We start from the raw sequence: 14,583 nt of genomic DNA on the forward strand, positions 1-14,583 counted from the left end.
CGTTCCTTTCCTGTGCGGTCACACCCGTTCGAGCCAGATCTCCCGCCAGAACGGCACGAACTCGCGCGGGCAGTTGAGGCTGTGCAGGCCCTGGCAGACCACGTCCTCCAGCGTCACGCAGGGCGTCTTCATGGTGAGCAGCTCGCCGGTGCGCTCGTCGACGCAGCGCTCCACCACCGACTGGACGCGGGTGACGGTGCCGCAGTAGCGGGCCATCTCCTCCTCGAAACCGAGGCCGCGGTTCTCCATGCGCTCGTTGAGCGTCGCCATGATCTCGTCCTTGGACCGGACGCGGACCAGCTCGCCGGGCTTCAGGTCGAGCGTCGCCGTCGGCGTCCGGCCGCGCAGGCCGGGCTTGAGGAAGCCCCAGCGGCGCCCTTCCCTGAGCCGCAGCCGGCGGGGCAGCACCCGCGTGCTGACCGCCTGGAGCCGGTTGAAGCCGCCGATCAGCAGGGCGTGGAGGGTGCGGCGCAGGCCGGCGTTGCCGGTGCGCACGTCGGTGACGTACTGGCCCATGCTGCGCACCGGCAGGCAGGCAGGCGCGGCCCGCAGCAGCTCGGTGGCCTGGCAGGAGTAGTGGTCGGGCCGGTCCGGCTTGCGGGTGCCCACCTCCAGCAGGGGCAGCAGGCGCGGGTCCGGCGCGGGCGCCCCCGACGTCTCGCCGACCCGTCTGATCCAGGCGTCCTTCCAGTACATCGAGCAGTTCGTCTGGCAGCCGCCGTGGGCCGCGCCGTCGCAGCGCGCCCCGGTCAGGTGCACGGCCCGCTCCATGCGGCGCAGCCCGGTCCTGGTCTGGGTGTCGCACAGCTTGTGCGCGACCTTGTGCACGGTGAGGCGCCTGCCGCAGTAGGCCGCCATCTCCGGCATGAAAGGCAGGCCGTCGAGCTCGCCGCGCTCGTCCAGGGTGGCGCGGATCTCGGCCTCGCTCCGCACTTCCACCACGTCACCGACCTTGAGGTCCATCAGGCCTTCTCCTTCAGCAATCCGGCGTCCAGCAGTGACTGCGCCGCCTCCTTCACGGCGGCGAACGGCAGTCCGGACCGATCGGCGATGTCGAGCAGGCCATGCTCTCCGTCTGACAGGTTCAACACCCATAACATCGCCATCTGGGCCTGTTTCGTGTCACTCCGGCCGCCCAGAGATCCGTAGAGCCCGCGGCGGCCGAGCTGCGGCTCGCCGTACGGGCTGAGGTTGAGGTACGTGCGCTCGTGCTCCAGCACCTCGACGACCCGCGTGAGGGCGTCGAGGGTGTCCTCCATGGCCTGCGGGGTCACGAAATCCGGGTTGTCCCCCGAGGTGTGATATTCCGGGTATCCCGCGTACGGCGTCCTGGTCAGGCTGCCGAACGGCAGGTCGAAGCCCGGCGAGCAGAACTGGCGCTCGTCGTACCCGTACGGGGAGAACTCCAGCACCTCGTGCGGCCGGCCGCGCAGCACGTGCGTGACCGCCCGGTCGATGAGCGCGTCGCCCCGGCGGCTCCGCTTGTACGTCAGCGCCCCCGGATCCCCCGCGCAGGCCAGCGTCAGCCCGCCCGCGACGAGATGCAGGCGCTCCCTGTTGCGCGCCAGCCAGGTGATGGCCCCGATCGTGCCCGGCGCGAACAGGAACCGGTAGGTGTGGCGGGGCTCGCGCAGCCGCCGGGCCAGCGCCACGGCCACCGCGATGCCCGCCAGGTTGTCGTTGGCGAGCGACGGGTGGCAGACGTGGCAGGAGATCATCACCTCCTCGGGGAGCCGGCCGGGGACGACGTACTCGCCGTAGGTCAGCGAGCCGGGCGCGAGCGTCGAGTCGATGCGCACCTCGAACGGGCCGTCCTCGTCCCGGAGCCGGTCGAGGGCGTCCTGGCTGAGGCAGAAGCCCCACGTCTCGGCGTAGTAGCTGGTCCGGTACGGCACCAGCCCCGGCTGCTCGGGCAGCGTGTGCAGCCGCGGACGCAGCTCGGCCAGCGAGTACGTCCCCGCCACCGGCACGCTGTAGCCCACGACGTGCAGGTTCGACTCCCGGAAGTCGATCACCCGCCGCCCGGAGGCGTCCTTGACGTAGGCGTCGCGGACGTTCCACTCCTTCGGCACCGTCCAGTCCAGCACCTCGGTCCCGGTCGGCACCTCGCGCACGGTCAGCGGCAGGTGCTCGCCGACGATCTCCAGGGTGCCGCGCACGCCGTCGCCCGTGATGCTCCGGCACAGGGGGTAGAGCCGGCGGACGAGGTCGTGCATCTCCTCGCCGGTCACGGCCGCAGCCCGGCGTCGATCGTGCCCGCCGCGCGCCGGTCGGACAGCCGGGCCAGCCGGGTGTAGCGCCGCTCGAAGTCGTGCTTGGTCAGCCCGTACGTCCGGTAGGCCGTCACCAGCTCCTCCGCGCCGGCCTTGACCGTCCAGCCGGCCTCGTAGCCGGGCAGCGCCCGCCGGATGCGCGAGAAGTCGACCCGGTAGGAGCGCGGATCGCCGCCGCTCTCGCCGGTGATCGTCAGCTCCGCGCCCGGCACCGCCGCCACCACCTCGTCGGCGATCTGCCTGACGGTCACGTTGTTGGCCTCGGTGCCCACGTTGAACGCGCGGGCGTGCACGGCCTCGCGCGGCGCCTCGATCGCCCGCAGGAACGCCTCGGCGATGTCGCGGGCGTGCACCAGGGGCCGCCACGGCGTGCCGTCGGACAACACCCGCACCACGCCGGTCAGCACCGCGTGCCCGGCCAGGTTGTTGAGCACGATGTCGGCCCGCAGCCGGGGCGAGAACCCGAACGCGGTGGCGTTGCGCATGAACACCGGCGAGAAGTCGTCGTCGGCCAGCTCCGCGAGGTCGTCCTCCACCCGGACCTTCGACTCGGCGTACGGCGTCACCGGCCGCAGCGGCGCGTCCTCGTCCACCAGCGTGTCCCCGCCCGAGGCCCCGTAGACCGAGCAGGTGGAGGCGTAGACGAACCGGCGCACCCCGGCCTCGCGCGCCAGCCGGGCCAGCCGGACCGAGGCGTGGTGGTTGATGTCGTAGGTCAGCTCGGGCGCGAGCGAGCCGAGCGGGTCGTTCGACAGCGCCGCGAGGTGCGCGACGGCGTCGATGCCGGTCAGCGCCTCGGCGGGGACGTCCCGCAGGTCCACGGCGTGTCCCGGGGGGTCGTCGGGAGCCGGTCCGAGCACGCAGTCGGCGAACAGGCCGGAGTCGAGGCCGATCACCTCGTGCCCCGCCTCGGCCAGCACCGGGGCCAGCACGCTGCCCAGGTAGCCCTGGTGGCCGGTCAACAGAATCCGCAAGGTCAGCCTCCGGAGGCCAGGTCGATGACGATCTTGTTGGTGTGGAACGCCTCGGCGTACCTGGCGCCGCACTCGACGCCGCGGACGCGGGCCAGGCCGAGGAAGGTCTCCCGGTCGTACCAGGGGCGGTGCCGCTGGGAGGGGTAGTGCTCCTGGAGCAGCCGCACCTTCGCCTCGGCCGTCTCCGGGTCGAGCGGCTGGTAGACGGAGGGGCGGCCGAGGTCGCCGTCCCACTTGACGATCTCGTAGCCGAGCGCGAGGCAGCCCCGCCAGACGGTCGGCACGAGCTCGGCCAGGCCGCGGTGGTCCTGGTGGGCGTCGCCCTGCCAGGGGGCGAGGATCAGGTCGGGCGCGGTGCGGGCGCGCAGGTCCTCCAGGGCGTTCTTGGCCTCGTCCCAGTGGGCGGGCAGCCGGCCGTCGGGCAGCTTGAGCACCGTCACTGCGAGGTCGGCCCTCGGGCAGAACGCCGCCAGCGCGGCCCGCTCCTCGTCCTCCCGCCCGGTGCCGCCGCCGGACAGCACCAGCGCGTCCACCCGCAGCCCGGGACGGCCGGCGCAGAGCGTGAGCAGGGTGCCGCCGGCGCCGATCGCGAGGTCGTCGCAGTGCGCGCCGAGCGCCACGACCGCGTCGAGCCGGGCCGGGCGCAGGCCCGTCATCTCTCCCACAGCGCCCACGGGCGTTCGCCCCTCGCCCAGGCGCTGTCCAGCTCCAGGCGCTGGTTCACGGTGTCGCTGGGCCGCCAGTAGCCCCGGTGCGGGTACGCGATCAGCCGCCCCCGCTTGGCCAGCTCGGCGCAGGCGTCCGCGACCAGGTCGCCGTCGCGCGGAAGGTGCTCGAAGACCTCCTGGCGCAGCACGAAGAAGCCGCCGTTCACCCAGAGCGGCAGCTCGGCCACCGGCGTGATCGCCCCGACCTGCCCGCCCTCGCCGACGTCCACGACGTGGAAGGTGTTGGTGGGCGGCACGACCATCATCGACGCGCCGGCGTCGGCGGCGGCGAAGCGGGCGATGATGTCCGGCAGCGGGGCGTCGGTGAGCACGTCCGCGTAGTTGGCGAGGAACATCTCGTCGTCACCGAGGAACGGGCGCACCCGGCGCAGCCGCTCGCCGATGGTGGCGTCGAGGCCGGTGTCGATCAGCGAGATCCGCCAGTCGGAGATGTCGGTCGACAGCAGCTCGACGCGCCCGTCCCGCAGCACGAAGTCGTTCGAGCCGGTCTCCTGGTAGGTGAGGAAGAAGTCCTTGATGTGCTGGGCTCCGTAGCCGAGGCACAGGATGAACTCCTTGTGCCCGAAGTGCGCGTAGTAGCGCATGACGTGCCAGACGAGCGGGCGCGGGCCGACGAGCTGCATCGGCTTCGGCATGGTGCCCCCGGGTAAGTCGCTGCGCATGCGGGTGCCACGCCCGCCGCAGAACAGCACGACCTTCATCCCACGACCTCCAGGCTCGGGATGGGGAAGACCAGCCGGCCGCCCCACTCGCGGACGTACGAGAGCTGTTCGACCAGCTCTTCACGCAGGTTCCACGGCAGCACCAGCACGTAGTCCGGCCGGTCGGCGGCGATGCGCTCGGGCGGGTGGACGGGGATGCGCGAGCCGGGCGTGTACCTGCCGTGCTTGTACGGATTGCGGTCCACCGTGTACGCCAGCAGGTCCGGCCGGACCCCGCAGTAGTTGAGCAGCGTGTTGCCCTTGCCGGGAGCCCCGTAGCCGACCACCGTCTCGCCCGCGTCGGCGGCGTCGATGAGGAAGCGCAGCAGGTCGCGCCGGACCTTGGCCACCCGGGCGGCGAAGTCGGCGTACCCGGACAGCTCGTGCAGCCCGGCCGCCTTCTCCCTGGCGAGCACGTCCACCACCCGCTGCGACACGGGCGCCTCCTCCGGCTGCGCCCAGAGCCTGATCGAGCCGCCGTGCGTCGGCAGCAGCTCCACGTCCACCAGGTGCAGCCCGCCGCTCGCCAGGGCGCGCTGGGCCGAGGCCACCGTGTAGTACTGGAAGTGCTCGTGGTAGATCGTGTCGAACTGGTTGAGCTCCATCAGCGTCAGCAGGTGCTGCACCTCGATCGAGACCCGGCCGTGGTCGGCCACCAGCGCCCGCAGCCCCTCCGTGAAGCCGACCACGTCGGGGACGTGCGCGTAGACGTTGTTGGCCACCACCAGGTCGGCCGGGCCGTGCCCGGCCCGCACCTGCCGCCCGGTCTCGGGGGTGAGGAAGCCGGTGAGCGTCGGCACGCCCTTCTCCCTGGCCGCCCGGCCGACGTTGGCCGACGGCTCGATGCCGAGGCAGCGCACGCCCCGCTCCACCACGTGCTGGAGCAGATAGCCGTCGTTGCTGGCCACCTCCACCACGAAGTCGCCGGGCTGCGGCCCGGCCTGCTCGACGAAGCGGCGCGCGTGCTCCACCCAGGAGGTCGAGTAGGAGGAGAAGTAGGCGTACTCGGTGAACGTCTCCTCCGGCGTGATCAGCGGCGGGAGCTGGGCCAGCCAGCAGCTCGTGCAGACCCGCAGGTGCAGCGGGTACGTCGGCTCCGGCGCGGCCAGCCGGTCGGCGGTGAGGAACAGCTCGCACGGCGGGGTCGCGCCGAGGTCCACCACCCCCGCCAGCTCGTCCGCGCCGCACAGACGGCAGGTCGTCACCTCGGTCGTCATCTGAAGATCCCTCCCAGGGCTCGTGCGCAGGAGCGGTGGTCTGGCATGCTGCGATCGTGGATCAGCTCTCGATCGAAGGCTCGTGGCTCTTCACCCCTCGCGTTCACGCCGACCCGCGCGGCGCCTTCCTGGAGGCGTTCAAGGCCGCGGAGCTGCCGCACCCGCTCGGCGTGGCCCAGGTCAACTGCTCCGTCTCGCGCGCCGGCGTGCTGCGCGGGGTGCACTACGCGGACGTGCCGCCGGGCCAGGCCAAATACGTCACCTGCGTGTCCGGGGCCGTCCTCGACGTGGTCGTGGACCTGCGCGCCGGCTCCCCCACCTTCGGCCGGTGGGAGTCGGCGGTGCTGGACGACGAGACCCGCCGGGCGATGCTCGTCGCCGAAGGGCTGGGGCACGCGTTCATGGCGCTCAGCGAGCAGGCGACGGTCGTCTACCTGTGCTCCGCGACCTACAACCCGGCCGGTGAGCACGGGGTCAACCCGCTCGACCCCGACCTCGGCATCGACTGGCCGGCCGGGCTGGAGCCGGTGCTGTCGGACCAGGACGCCGCGGCGCCGTCCCTCGCCGAGGCGCTGGCGGCCGGGCTGCTCCCCGACTATCGCACCTGCCGAGAGTTCTACGCCACGTTGCACTGACGGCTCCCCACCAGCACCGGCCAGGCGGCGTGCAGCGCCTCGCGCCAGTGGCGGATCGGCTCGCCCTTGCGGCAGGCGAGCACGCTGTTGGCCGGGCGGCGGGCGGGCCTCGGGAAGTCGCCGGTCGGCACCGGGCGCACCCGCTCGGGGTCCGCGCCGAGCAGCGCGAAGATCTCCCTGGCGAAGCCGTGCCAGCTGGTCTCCCCCGCGCTGGTCGCGTGGTAGACGCCGGGCGGCAGATCCGCGCGGGCCAGCCCGACGAGGCTCCCGGCCAGGTCGGCGGCCCACGTCGGCTGGCCGCGCTGGTCGTCCACGACGTCCACGCTGGGCCGCTCCCCGGCCAGGCGGATCATCGTGCGGACGAAGTTGGTGCCGCGCGCGCCGTAGAGCCAGGCGGTGCGGACGACGTACTGGCCGTGGTCCAGGGCGGCGAGCTCGCCCACCAGCTTCGTGCGGCCGTAGGCGTTGAGCGGGCCCGTCGGGTCGTCCTCCCCGTACGGCCCCGCCGCCGCCCCGTCGAAGACGTAGTCGGTCGACACCTGCAGCAGCCGCGCGCCGGCGCCCTCGCACGCCTCGGCCAGCCACCGCACCGCGTGGCCGTTGACCGCCAGCGCCTCGGCCTCGTGCGTCTCGGCGTCGTCCACGGCGGTCCAGCCCGCGCAGTTGATCACGGCGCCGGGCCGGTAGGCGGCCACGAACTCGCGCACCGCGCGCCGGTCGCGCACGTCCAGCTCGGCGCGGCCGAGCGCGAGCACCGGCTCGCCGGTCCGGGTCAGCCGGTCGAGGACGTCGCCGGCCAGCATGCCGCCCGCACCCGTGATCAGCCACCTCATCGGTCCCACCAGTCCCGGTTCTGGGCGTACCAGCGGACGGTGTCCTTGAGCCCCTGCTCGAACGGGATCTCCGCGCGGTAGCCGAGCGCCCGCAGCTTGCTGTCGTCCAGCGAGTACCTGCGGTCGTGGCCCTTGCGGTCCGGCACCTGCTCGACCAGGTCCCAGTCACGGCCGCACGCCTCCAGCAGACGCCCGGTCAGCTCCCTGTTGGTCAGCTCGGCCGTGCCCGCGATGTGGTAGACCTCGCCGGGCGCGCCCTTCTCGGCCACCAGGCGGATGCCGGCGCAGTGGTCGCTGACGTGGATCCAGTCCCGTACGTTGCCGCCGTCGCCGTACAGCGGCACCTTCTCGCCGCGCAGCAGCCGCGTGACGAACAGCGGGATGATCTTCTCCGGGTACTGCCGGGGGCCGTAGTTGTTGCCGCAGCGGGTGATCGAGACGTCCATCCCGTACGTGACCGCGTACGCGCGCGCGATGAGGTCGCCGCCCGCCTTGGACGCCGCGTACGGCGAGCGCGGCCGGACCGGCGCGGACTCGTCCCACGAGCCGATGTCGATGGAGCCGTACACCTCGTCGGTGGACACCTGCACCACCTTCGGAACCCCGGCCTCCAGACACGCCTGGAGCAGCGTCTGGGTGCCGAGCGCGTTGGTGCGCATGAACTCCGCCGCGCCCGCGATCGAGCGGTCCACGTGGGACTCGGCGGCGAAGTTGACCACCAGGTCGTGGCCGGGCACGACCCGCGCGAGCAGGCCGGCGTCGCAGATGTCACCGTGCACGAACTCGTGCCGCACGCCCTGGAGGTTGGTCAGGTCGCCGGCGTAGGTGAGCTTGTCGAGGACGGTGACGTACACGTCGTTGAGGCTTCGGGCGAAGTGCGAGCCGATGAACCCCGCACCCCCCGTCACCAGGACTCTGGTCATGTGGAGATCTGTACCTTGCTGTGATCGCCGAGCACCAGACGGTGAGCTCGGGGCGTGTTGGGCGCGGGCGTGACCTCGGCGTCGTGGCCGATGAGCGAGGACTCCACGCGGCCCACCCCGGTGATGGAGGCGCGGGGCATGACGATGGAGTAGGCGATCTCGGCGTCGGCGAGCACGCAGTCGGCCCCGACCGAGGTGTAGGGGCCGACGTAGCTGTCGCGGACGCGGGCGCGCTCGCCGATGATCGCCGGGCCGACGACGCGGGAGCGCTCGACCGTCGCGCCCCGCTCGACGACGACCCGGCCGACCAGCTCGCTGGCCGCGTCCACGTGCCCGTCCACGCGCGGCTCGACCGACTCCAGGACCAGCCGGTTGACCTCCAGCATGTCGGTGACGTTGCCGGTGTCCTTCCAGTAGCCGGAGATCACCGAGGACTCCACCCGCAGCCCGGCCTCGATGAGCCACTGGATGGCGTCGGTGATCTCCAGCTCGCCCCGCCAGGACGGTTTCAGCTCGGCGACCGCCGCGTGCACCGCCGGGCTGAACAGGTAGACGCCCACCAGCGCGAGGTCGCTCTTCGGCCGCTCGGGTTTCTCCTCCAGCCCGATCACCCGGCCGGCCGCGTCCAGCTCGGCCACGCCGAACTGACGCGGATCGCCGACCCGGGTGAGCATGATCTGGGCGGACGGCCGCTCCCGCGCGAACCGCTCCACCAGGCCGTTGATGCCGCCGACCACGAAGTTGTCGCCCAGGTACATCACGAAGTCGTCGTCGCCGAGGTAGTCGCGGGCGATCAGCACGCCGTGCGCCAGCCCGAGCGGCGCCTCCTGCCGCAGGTACGTCACCTGCAGTCCGAACGCCGAGCCGTCGCCCACGGCCGCCTCGATCTCGGCGTGGGTGTCCCCGACCACCAGCCCCAGCTCGGTGATCCCGGCGGCGGCGATGGCCTCCAGGCCGTAGAACAGCACCGGTTTGTTGGCGACCGGCACGAGCTGCTTGGCCGAGGTGTGCGTGATCGGCCGAAGCCGTGTGCCCGACCCCCCGGCGAGCACGAGTGCTTTCACCGCTAGTACGCCCCTTCTCCACGGGTGACGACGGACCAGGTCTTCCACAGGATCTGCAGGTCGAGGATGAGCGACCAGTTCTCGACGTAGCGCAGGTCGAGCCGTACGGACTCCTCCCACGTCAGGTCGGAACGGCCGCTGACCTGCCAGAGCCCGGTCATCCCCGGCTTGACGACGAGGCGGCGGCGCACGTCGGTGCCGTACTCGGCGACCTCCCGCGGCAGCGGCGGGCGCGGACCGACGAGCGACATCTCGCCGCGCAGGACATTGAGGAGCTGGGGCAGCTCGTCGAGGGAGTATTTCCGGAGGAAAGCGCCTACAGCGGTGATCCTTGGATCGTTCCGCATCTTGAAGAGCACGCCGTCGAACTCGTTCGAGTCGAGCAGCGCGTCCTTCAGCCGTTCGGCGTCGGCGACCATCGTCCGGAACTTCACCAGCCGGAACTCCGCGCCGCCCTTGCCGACCCTGGTCTGGTGGAAGAACGCCGGCCCGGGGCTGGTGAGGCGGATCAGCAGCGCGATGCCGAGCAGCGGCAGGGCGAGCAGCAGCAGCGCGAGCGCGGCCACCAGCCGGTCGAAGACGGTCTTGACGAGCTGCTTGGTGCCGTCGAACTCGGGATGCTCCACGTGCAGCAGCGGCATCCCCGCGACCGGCCTGATGCTGATGCGCGGCCCCGCCACGTCGAGCAGCGCCGGCGCGACGAACAGGTCGGTACGGGCGCTCTCCAGGCTCCACGCGAGCCGGCGCAGCGCCGCGCCGTCCAGCTCCGGGCAGGCCAGCACGGCCACGGCGTCGGCGCGCTCCCGATCGGCCACCCGCGCCACGTCCCCGAACGTGCCGAGCACCGGCACGCCGTCGAGGTCGGCGTCGAGGTCGTGGTCGGGCGGCAGGCAGGCGCCCACCACCCGCATGCCGTGGTACGGCTGCCGCCTGAACTGGATCACCAGGTCGATGATCGACTCGCGGTGCCCGACCGCGATGACCTGGCGCATGTAGTCGCCGACGGCCCGCCTGCGGTGCAGCCGCTTGCGCATGCGGAAGCGGAAGCCCAGCGTGGCGGCCAGGGCCAGCGGCAGCATCGCCATCACGAAGCTGCGGGCGATCACGGTCTGCGTGGCGTAGGCCATGATGGCGACGGTGGCCATCAGCCCGACGCCGCCGTTGAAGACGGACTTGAACTCCTCGGTGCCCTCGCCGTTGGCGCGCTGGCGGTAGGCGCCGCCCATCGCGAGCGCCAGCGGCCAGCCGGCGACCAGGCCGAACCCCAGCAGATACTCCACCCAGGGGACGAACGCCCCGCCCAGCAGCCGCGCGCCCAGCACGCAGACGCAGGCGAGCAGCGCGCACGTCGTGTCCCCGTACAGCAGCAGCCGCAGGTACGCCCGCGTCCAGATGCTGGACGCGCGGCGTGGCGCGGCTTTGAGGAGCACGACAGCGGACTCCCCGGTCCCCACCCTCATGACACCACCCTGTGAACTCCGTGCTCCCTGATAACGTGACGCCCCAATCACCACATGGGTTGACGAAACCCCGCATAAGGGCGGCGACCCCCACTAAAGATTAAAGATCGGCTCCGGCATGGGGAATGGCAACAAACGTCCACAATCGGACGTTTGATGGGGACGCCGAGGGGTTGACGGAACGCTCCATTTGGTGCAGCGGTCCACAAGAGGGATTTAGGAGGTTTACGGCGACATTTCGGCAGATGGCCGGGTAGTGAACCTTTTAGTCGTATTCGAGGTCGGGCAGCGCCGACGGCGGATCCGGGCTGCGCCAGACCACCACGACCCCGTCATGGGCGGAGTCGGCCGCGAGCGTCAGCCGGTCGAGGTCGAAATCCGGCAAATAGCGCAGACGGGCGAGGAACGTCGCGTCCGTGGCGGAGCGGGGCACGACACAACCCTCGCCGTCACGATCGAGCAGAATGAAAAGGACGTCCTCGCCGGACTCGGTGACCACACGGACCTCCACGACGTCCTCCCACGCGAGGGCCTCGACGCTCCCGTCCGCGTAGTGACGGGTGACGCCCTCTTCCGTGACATACACGTAGGAGTCCGGCATCGGATTGCCGTGCATGGCCGCGATTCTTGCGAGTTACATGGCCGTCCCGCAAGGGTTCGCGCGCATTGGCGCATGGAGCGCCTTCGCGGCGTTCAAGCGCCGCCGCCCCAGGAGTGGCCGAGATGCGCGGCCACCGCCGCCCTCGCCTCCTCAGCGGTGCCGCCGGCGATGGCGTCCAGCAGGGCGCGGTGCTCGCGGACGAGCACGTCACGGTCCTCGTACACCTCGCGCAGGCGGACCAGCCCGAGCCGGGTCTCGGCCGCCAGCACGCCGTAGAGCCGCTCCAGCCGCGGGCTGCCGACGGCCTCGATCAGCGCCTCGTGCAGCGCCATGTGCTCGGCCACGCTCTCCGACCAGAGCGCCTCGGCGGGCAGCGCCGCCATGCGCCCCAGGGCGGCCTCCGCCGCGGGCACCCGCCGGCCGGCCACGGCCTGTGCCATCAGGTCCTCAAGCGGGCGGCGTACGTACATGAGGTCGTCGAGGTCGGCGAGCGTCACCTCGGGGACGTAGGCGCTGCGGTTGCGCTCCCGCCTGAGCAGCCCCTCATGCACCAGGACGGCCAGCGCCTCGCGGACGGTGGGCCTCGCGACGCCGTAGGAGGCGGCGAGCTCCTGCTCGGGAAGCGGGGTGCCGGGCGCGATCTCGCCCGAGAGCACCCTGCTGCGCAGGGCGTCGGCGAGCGCCCCCACGGTGGAGACGGGTCTGAGGGGCATCGTCACGCCTGCGACTCTAACGCCGTTCCCGCACGCCTGGGGCTCCCGCTTCCGCGGGTACGCGGACCTCCGGCCGCGCCGCCCGCTCGGGGATCGCCACCGCGGCCAGGCTGAACGCGAGCAGCACGAGCCCGGCGACCGACACCGGCGCCAGGCGCTCGCCGAGCACCACGACCCCGAGCAGCGCGGCCACGGCGGGCTCGGCCAGGGCCAGCGTGGCCGCCGTGGCGACCGGCGTGGTGCGCAGCCCCCGCCCGTACAGGAAGTAGGACAGCGCCGTCGTCCCCAGGCCCAGGTAGAGCACCGCGACCAGGCCGCGCGGCTCCCAGCCGACGCCGCCGTTGACGACGAGCACCGGCAGCATGATGAGCGCCGCGCCGCCGAACATGACGCCCATCACCGCGTTCGACTCGCCGCCGTCGCCGATGGCGCGGGCCGCCATGACCGCGTAGAAGGCGTAGAGCAGGCCGCCGAGCAGCGCGAACAGCACCCCGGACACCACCTGTCCCGAGGTCGATCCGCCCGCCGAGACGCCGCCGCCGACGATGAGCGCGGCGCAGCCGCAGATCGCCGCGGCCGTGGCCATGACCCAGCGGCGGCTCGGCCGCCGCCTGTGCAGCAGCCAGGACAGCAGCCCGGTGAAGACGGGCCCGCTGCCGATCGCCACCACGGTGCCGATCGCGACGCCCGTCCGCGCCACGGAGGCGAAGAAACAGAGCTGGTAAGCCGCCACCGCCACGGCCCCGAGCAGCAGCCCCGGGCTCAGCACCCGCCGGATCCCGGACCCGGCCATCAGCGCCAGGGCCGCGCCGCCGACGACGAGCCGGGCGGCGGCGAGCGCGACGCTGTCGGCCGAGACGAGCAGGCCCGCGGTGCCCGCCGTCCCCCAGAGCACGGCGGCGGCGACCACGGCGATAGGTCCGTTCCTCATGTCCTACATTGTCAGACAACCAGACAATGAAGTCCAATAAATCACGGGATGAGGTTAGGCGAGCTCCTCCAGCAGCCGGTCGATCACGCGGTTCGCGGCCTCGGCCACGTCGCTCGCATAGTCGTCGAGGACGGCGAGCGCGTCCCGGACGTCGGGCAGGACCTTGCGCGGCAGGTCGAGCAGCGTCTCGCTCGCGGCGCCGGTCAGGCTCTCGACGGTGATCGAGCCCTCGACGTGGAAGACGTCACCGGCGGCGGCGACGGAGACCTCGAAGCGCACCTCGCGGCCGTCGGGCAGCACGAAGGCGACGCCGACGCGGACGCCGGCGGGCGGGAAGAAGGTGGAGACGTGCTCGTGCCGGACGAAGGGGTGCCGTAAATCGGCGAAGATCTCCACCGTCCGGCTCAGCGCGGCCAGGAGGCCGGCCGCGGCCAGACTCTCGCTGTCCACCCGAAAAGGGTAGATCACCCTGGCGGAATCGGCACGACGCCGGGGATCACCCGGACTGCACCCGTTGCCCGATGGGGTGGGTCGCCTCGAAGTCCGCCACCATCTGCCGGGGCGCGGTCAGGCACCACGCCTCGGCCACGAGCTCGAACAGCTCGTCGGCGTCGATGCGGGCGAGATGCACGACCACCCACCCGAAGCGCCCCGCGGTGAACTGCACCTCGAACACCTCGGGCCGCTCAGCCACCAGCGCGAGCTGCTCCTCGACCGTGGCCTTGAGCCCGACGGTCTCGGTCTTCTCCCAGAGGTAGCCGAAGCCCTTGTCGCGCACCTTGATGCCGATCCACTCGCCGCCGTGGCTCACCTTGACCCCGGGCAGCTCGTCCAGCATCTCCAGGAACTCATCGACGCTCACACCCATGCCGCCTGTCTACCAGAGCCCACCGACAACTTCCGATCGCGACGGGGGCGGCGCCCGGCTCACTCGTAATATCGGACCTCGATGACATTGCCGTCGGGGTCGGGGAAATAAATCGTCTCGGGCGCGATTCCGCGCGCGCCGAACGAGTTCGTTCCCGTGCCGGTGACCTCGATCTCGTTCTGCTTGAGCCGCACCTGGAGCGCGTCGAAATCCTCGCGATTCACGGCCAGGCAGAAGTGGTTGAGCGGGTGCCCCGCCGTGCCCCGCACCCCGGTGCCCTCGTCCACGCCTCTGGCGCTCTCGTACGGCATGAGGTCGAGGATCGTCCCGTCCGCGACCCGGACGCTCGGGAACCCCGCCCTGCCTTCTCGGAACTCCTCGGCCCGCACCCCGGGCAACCCGACCACCCGCTCGTAGAAGCCCAGCGAGACGGCCGGGTCGGCGACCCAGCAGACGAGATGGTCCAGGCGTGCCTCCATGAATGAACCTCCTTGCTCCCAATATCGTCTTCCTTATTCACCCTGTCCACCTGCGCGGCGTGAAAATGGCGGATTAACGCAGCGTTCACAGTAATGACGAAGAAAATTGCCACCGGCGCCGCCCGATGAAGCAATTACCGGCGTCCGTGAACACACGTCAATATGTCCTGACCAATATGGCCG

General features: G+C 71.7%; 17 protein-coding genes. 1 reads left to right on the plus strand and 16 read right to left on the minus strand.

Annotated features, from left to right (window positions below):
• Positions 1-18: 18 nt before the first annotated feature.
• Genes BMW85_RS37090 through BMW85_RS37115 form a run of 6 tightly spaced genes read right to left on the minus strand, consistent with a single transcriptional unit; the run spans position 19 to position 5,893 of the window.
• The gene (locus BMW85_RS37090) at positions 19-963 is read right to left on the minus strand and encodes a hypothetical protein (protein WP_091091176.1); all 945 of its coding nucleotides are present in this window, start codon (positions 961-963) and stop codon (positions 19-21) included.
• Positions 963-2,231: a DUF4910 domain-containing protein gene (locus BMW85_RS37095; protein WP_218156099.1), complete on the minus strand. Its 1,269-nt coding sequence runs from the start codon at positions 2,229-2,231 to the stop codon at positions 963-965. Before BMW85_RS37095 ends, BMW85_RS37090 begins: the two co-directional genes overlap by 1 nt.
• On the minus strand, positions 2,228-3,247 hold the full coding sequence (locus BMW85_RS37100) for an NAD-dependent epimerase/dehydratase family protein (protein ID WP_091091177.1): 1,020 nt from the start codon (positions 3,245-3,247) through the stop codon (positions 2,228-2,230). The genes BMW85_RS37095 and BMW85_RS37100 overlap by 4 nt, the downstream gene beginning before the upstream one ends.
• 2 nt (positions 3,248-3,249) lie before the next feature.
• A complete protein-coding gene (locus BMW85_RS37105) occupies positions 3,250-3,921 on the minus strand; it encodes a PIG-L deacetylase family protein (protein ID WP_245775279.1) in 672 nt (223 codons plus the stop codon).
• Positions 3,900-4,676, minus strand: a complete 777-nt coding sequence (locus BMW85_RS37110; RefSeq protein ID WP_091091183.1) for a sugar phosphate nucleotidyltransferase — start codon at positions 4,674-4,676, stop codon at positions 3,900-3,902. The genes BMW85_RS37105 and BMW85_RS37110 overlap by 22 nt, the downstream gene beginning before the upstream one ends.
• Positions 4,673-5,893 carry a class I SAM-dependent methyltransferase gene (locus tag BMW85_RS37115; RefSeq protein WP_245775280.1) on the minus strand — a complete coding sequence of 407 codons (1,221 nt, stop codon included), beginning with the start codon at positions 5,891-5,893 and terminating at the stop codon, positions 4,673-4,675. The genes BMW85_RS37110 and BMW85_RS37115 overlap by 4 nt, the downstream gene beginning before the upstream one ends.
• A gap of 56 nt (positions 5,894-5,949) precedes the next feature.
• Between BMW85_RS37115 and BMW85_RS37120 the strand changes: the two genes are divergently transcribed.
• A complete protein-coding gene (locus BMW85_RS37120) occupies positions 5,950-6,528 on the plus strand; it encodes a dTDP-4-dehydrorhamnose 3,5-epimerase family protein (protein WP_091091589.1) in 579 nt (192 codons plus the stop codon).
• Here the strand turns inward: BMW85_RS37120 and rfbD are convergent.
• The 10 genes from rfbD to BMW85_RS37170 all read right to left on the minus strand — a co-directional run bounded on the left by rfbD (position 6,510) and on the right by BMW85_RS37170 (position 14,400).
• A complete protein-coding gene (gene rfbD / locus BMW85_RS37125; RefSeq protein WP_091091586.1) occupies positions 6,510-7,361 on the minus strand; it encodes a dTDP-4-dehydrorhamnose reductase in 852 nt (283 codons plus the stop codon). The genes BMW85_RS37120 and rfbD overlap by 19 nt on opposite strands.
• The gene (rfbB, locus tag BMW85_RS37130; protein ID WP_091091185.1) at positions 7,358-8,284 is read right to left on the minus strand and encodes a dTDP-glucose 4,6-dehydratase; all 927 of its coding nucleotides are present in this window, start codon (positions 8,282-8,284) and stop codon (positions 7,358-7,360) included. Before rfbB ends, rfbD begins: the two co-directional genes overlap by 4 nt.
• The gene (locus BMW85_RS37135; RefSeq protein ID WP_091091187.1) at positions 8,281-9,348 is read right to left on the minus strand and encodes a glucose-1-phosphate thymidylyltransferase; all 1,068 of its coding nucleotides are present in this window, start codon (positions 9,346-9,348) and stop codon (positions 8,281-8,283) included. The genes rfbB and BMW85_RS37135 overlap by 4 nt, the downstream gene beginning before the upstream one ends.
• Before the next feature lie 2 nt (positions 9,349-9,350).
• A complete protein-coding gene (locus BMW85_RS37140; protein ID WP_091091189.1) occupies positions 9,351-10,808 on the minus strand; it encodes a sugar transferase in 1,458 nt (485 codons plus the stop codon).
• 265 nt (positions 10,809-11,073) lie between these two features.
• A complete protein-coding gene (locus BMW85_RS37145) occupies positions 11,074-11,424 on the minus strand; it encodes a hypothetical protein (RefSeq protein WP_091091191.1) in 351 nt (116 codons plus the stop codon).
• A 77-nt stretch (positions 11,425-11,501) separates the two neighbouring features.
• The gene (locus BMW85_RS37150; protein ID WP_245775297.1) at positions 11,502-12,122 is read right to left on the minus strand and encodes a GntR family transcriptional regulator; all 621 of its coding nucleotides are present in this window, start codon (positions 12,120-12,122) and stop codon (positions 11,502-11,504) included.
• A 16-nt stretch (positions 12,123-12,138) separates the two neighbouring features.
• Positions 12,139-13,053: a DMT family transporter gene (locus tag BMW85_RS37155; RefSeq protein ID WP_177241077.1), complete on the minus strand. Its 915-nt coding sequence runs from the start codon at positions 13,051-13,053 to the stop codon at positions 12,139-12,141.
• A gap of 54 nt (positions 13,054-13,107) precedes the next feature.
• Complete coding sequence (locus BMW85_RS37160; protein ID WP_091091198.1) at positions 13,108-13,503, minus strand: hypothetical protein; 396 nt, start codon at positions 13,501-13,503, stop codon at positions 13,108-13,110.
• A gap of 46 nt (positions 13,504-13,549) precedes the next feature.
• A complete protein-coding gene (locus tag BMW85_RS37165; RefSeq protein WP_091091200.1) occupies positions 13,550-13,921 on the minus strand; it encodes an MmcQ/YjbR family DNA-binding protein in 372 nt (123 codons plus the stop codon).
• A 59-nt stretch (positions 13,922-13,980) separates the two neighbouring features.
• Positions 13,981-14,400, minus strand: coding sequence for a VOC family protein (locus BMW85_RS37170; protein WP_091091202.1), 420 nt, complete (start codon positions 14,398-14,400; stop codon positions 13,981-13,983).
• Positions 14,401-14,583: the final 183 nt, after the last annotated feature.

The sequence above is a fragment of the Nonomuraea wenchangensis genome (genome assembly GCF_900111685.1).
Classification (GTDB): Bacteria; Actinomycetota; Actinomycetes; order Streptosporangiales; family Streptosporangiaceae; genus Nonomuraea; species Nonomuraea wenchangensis.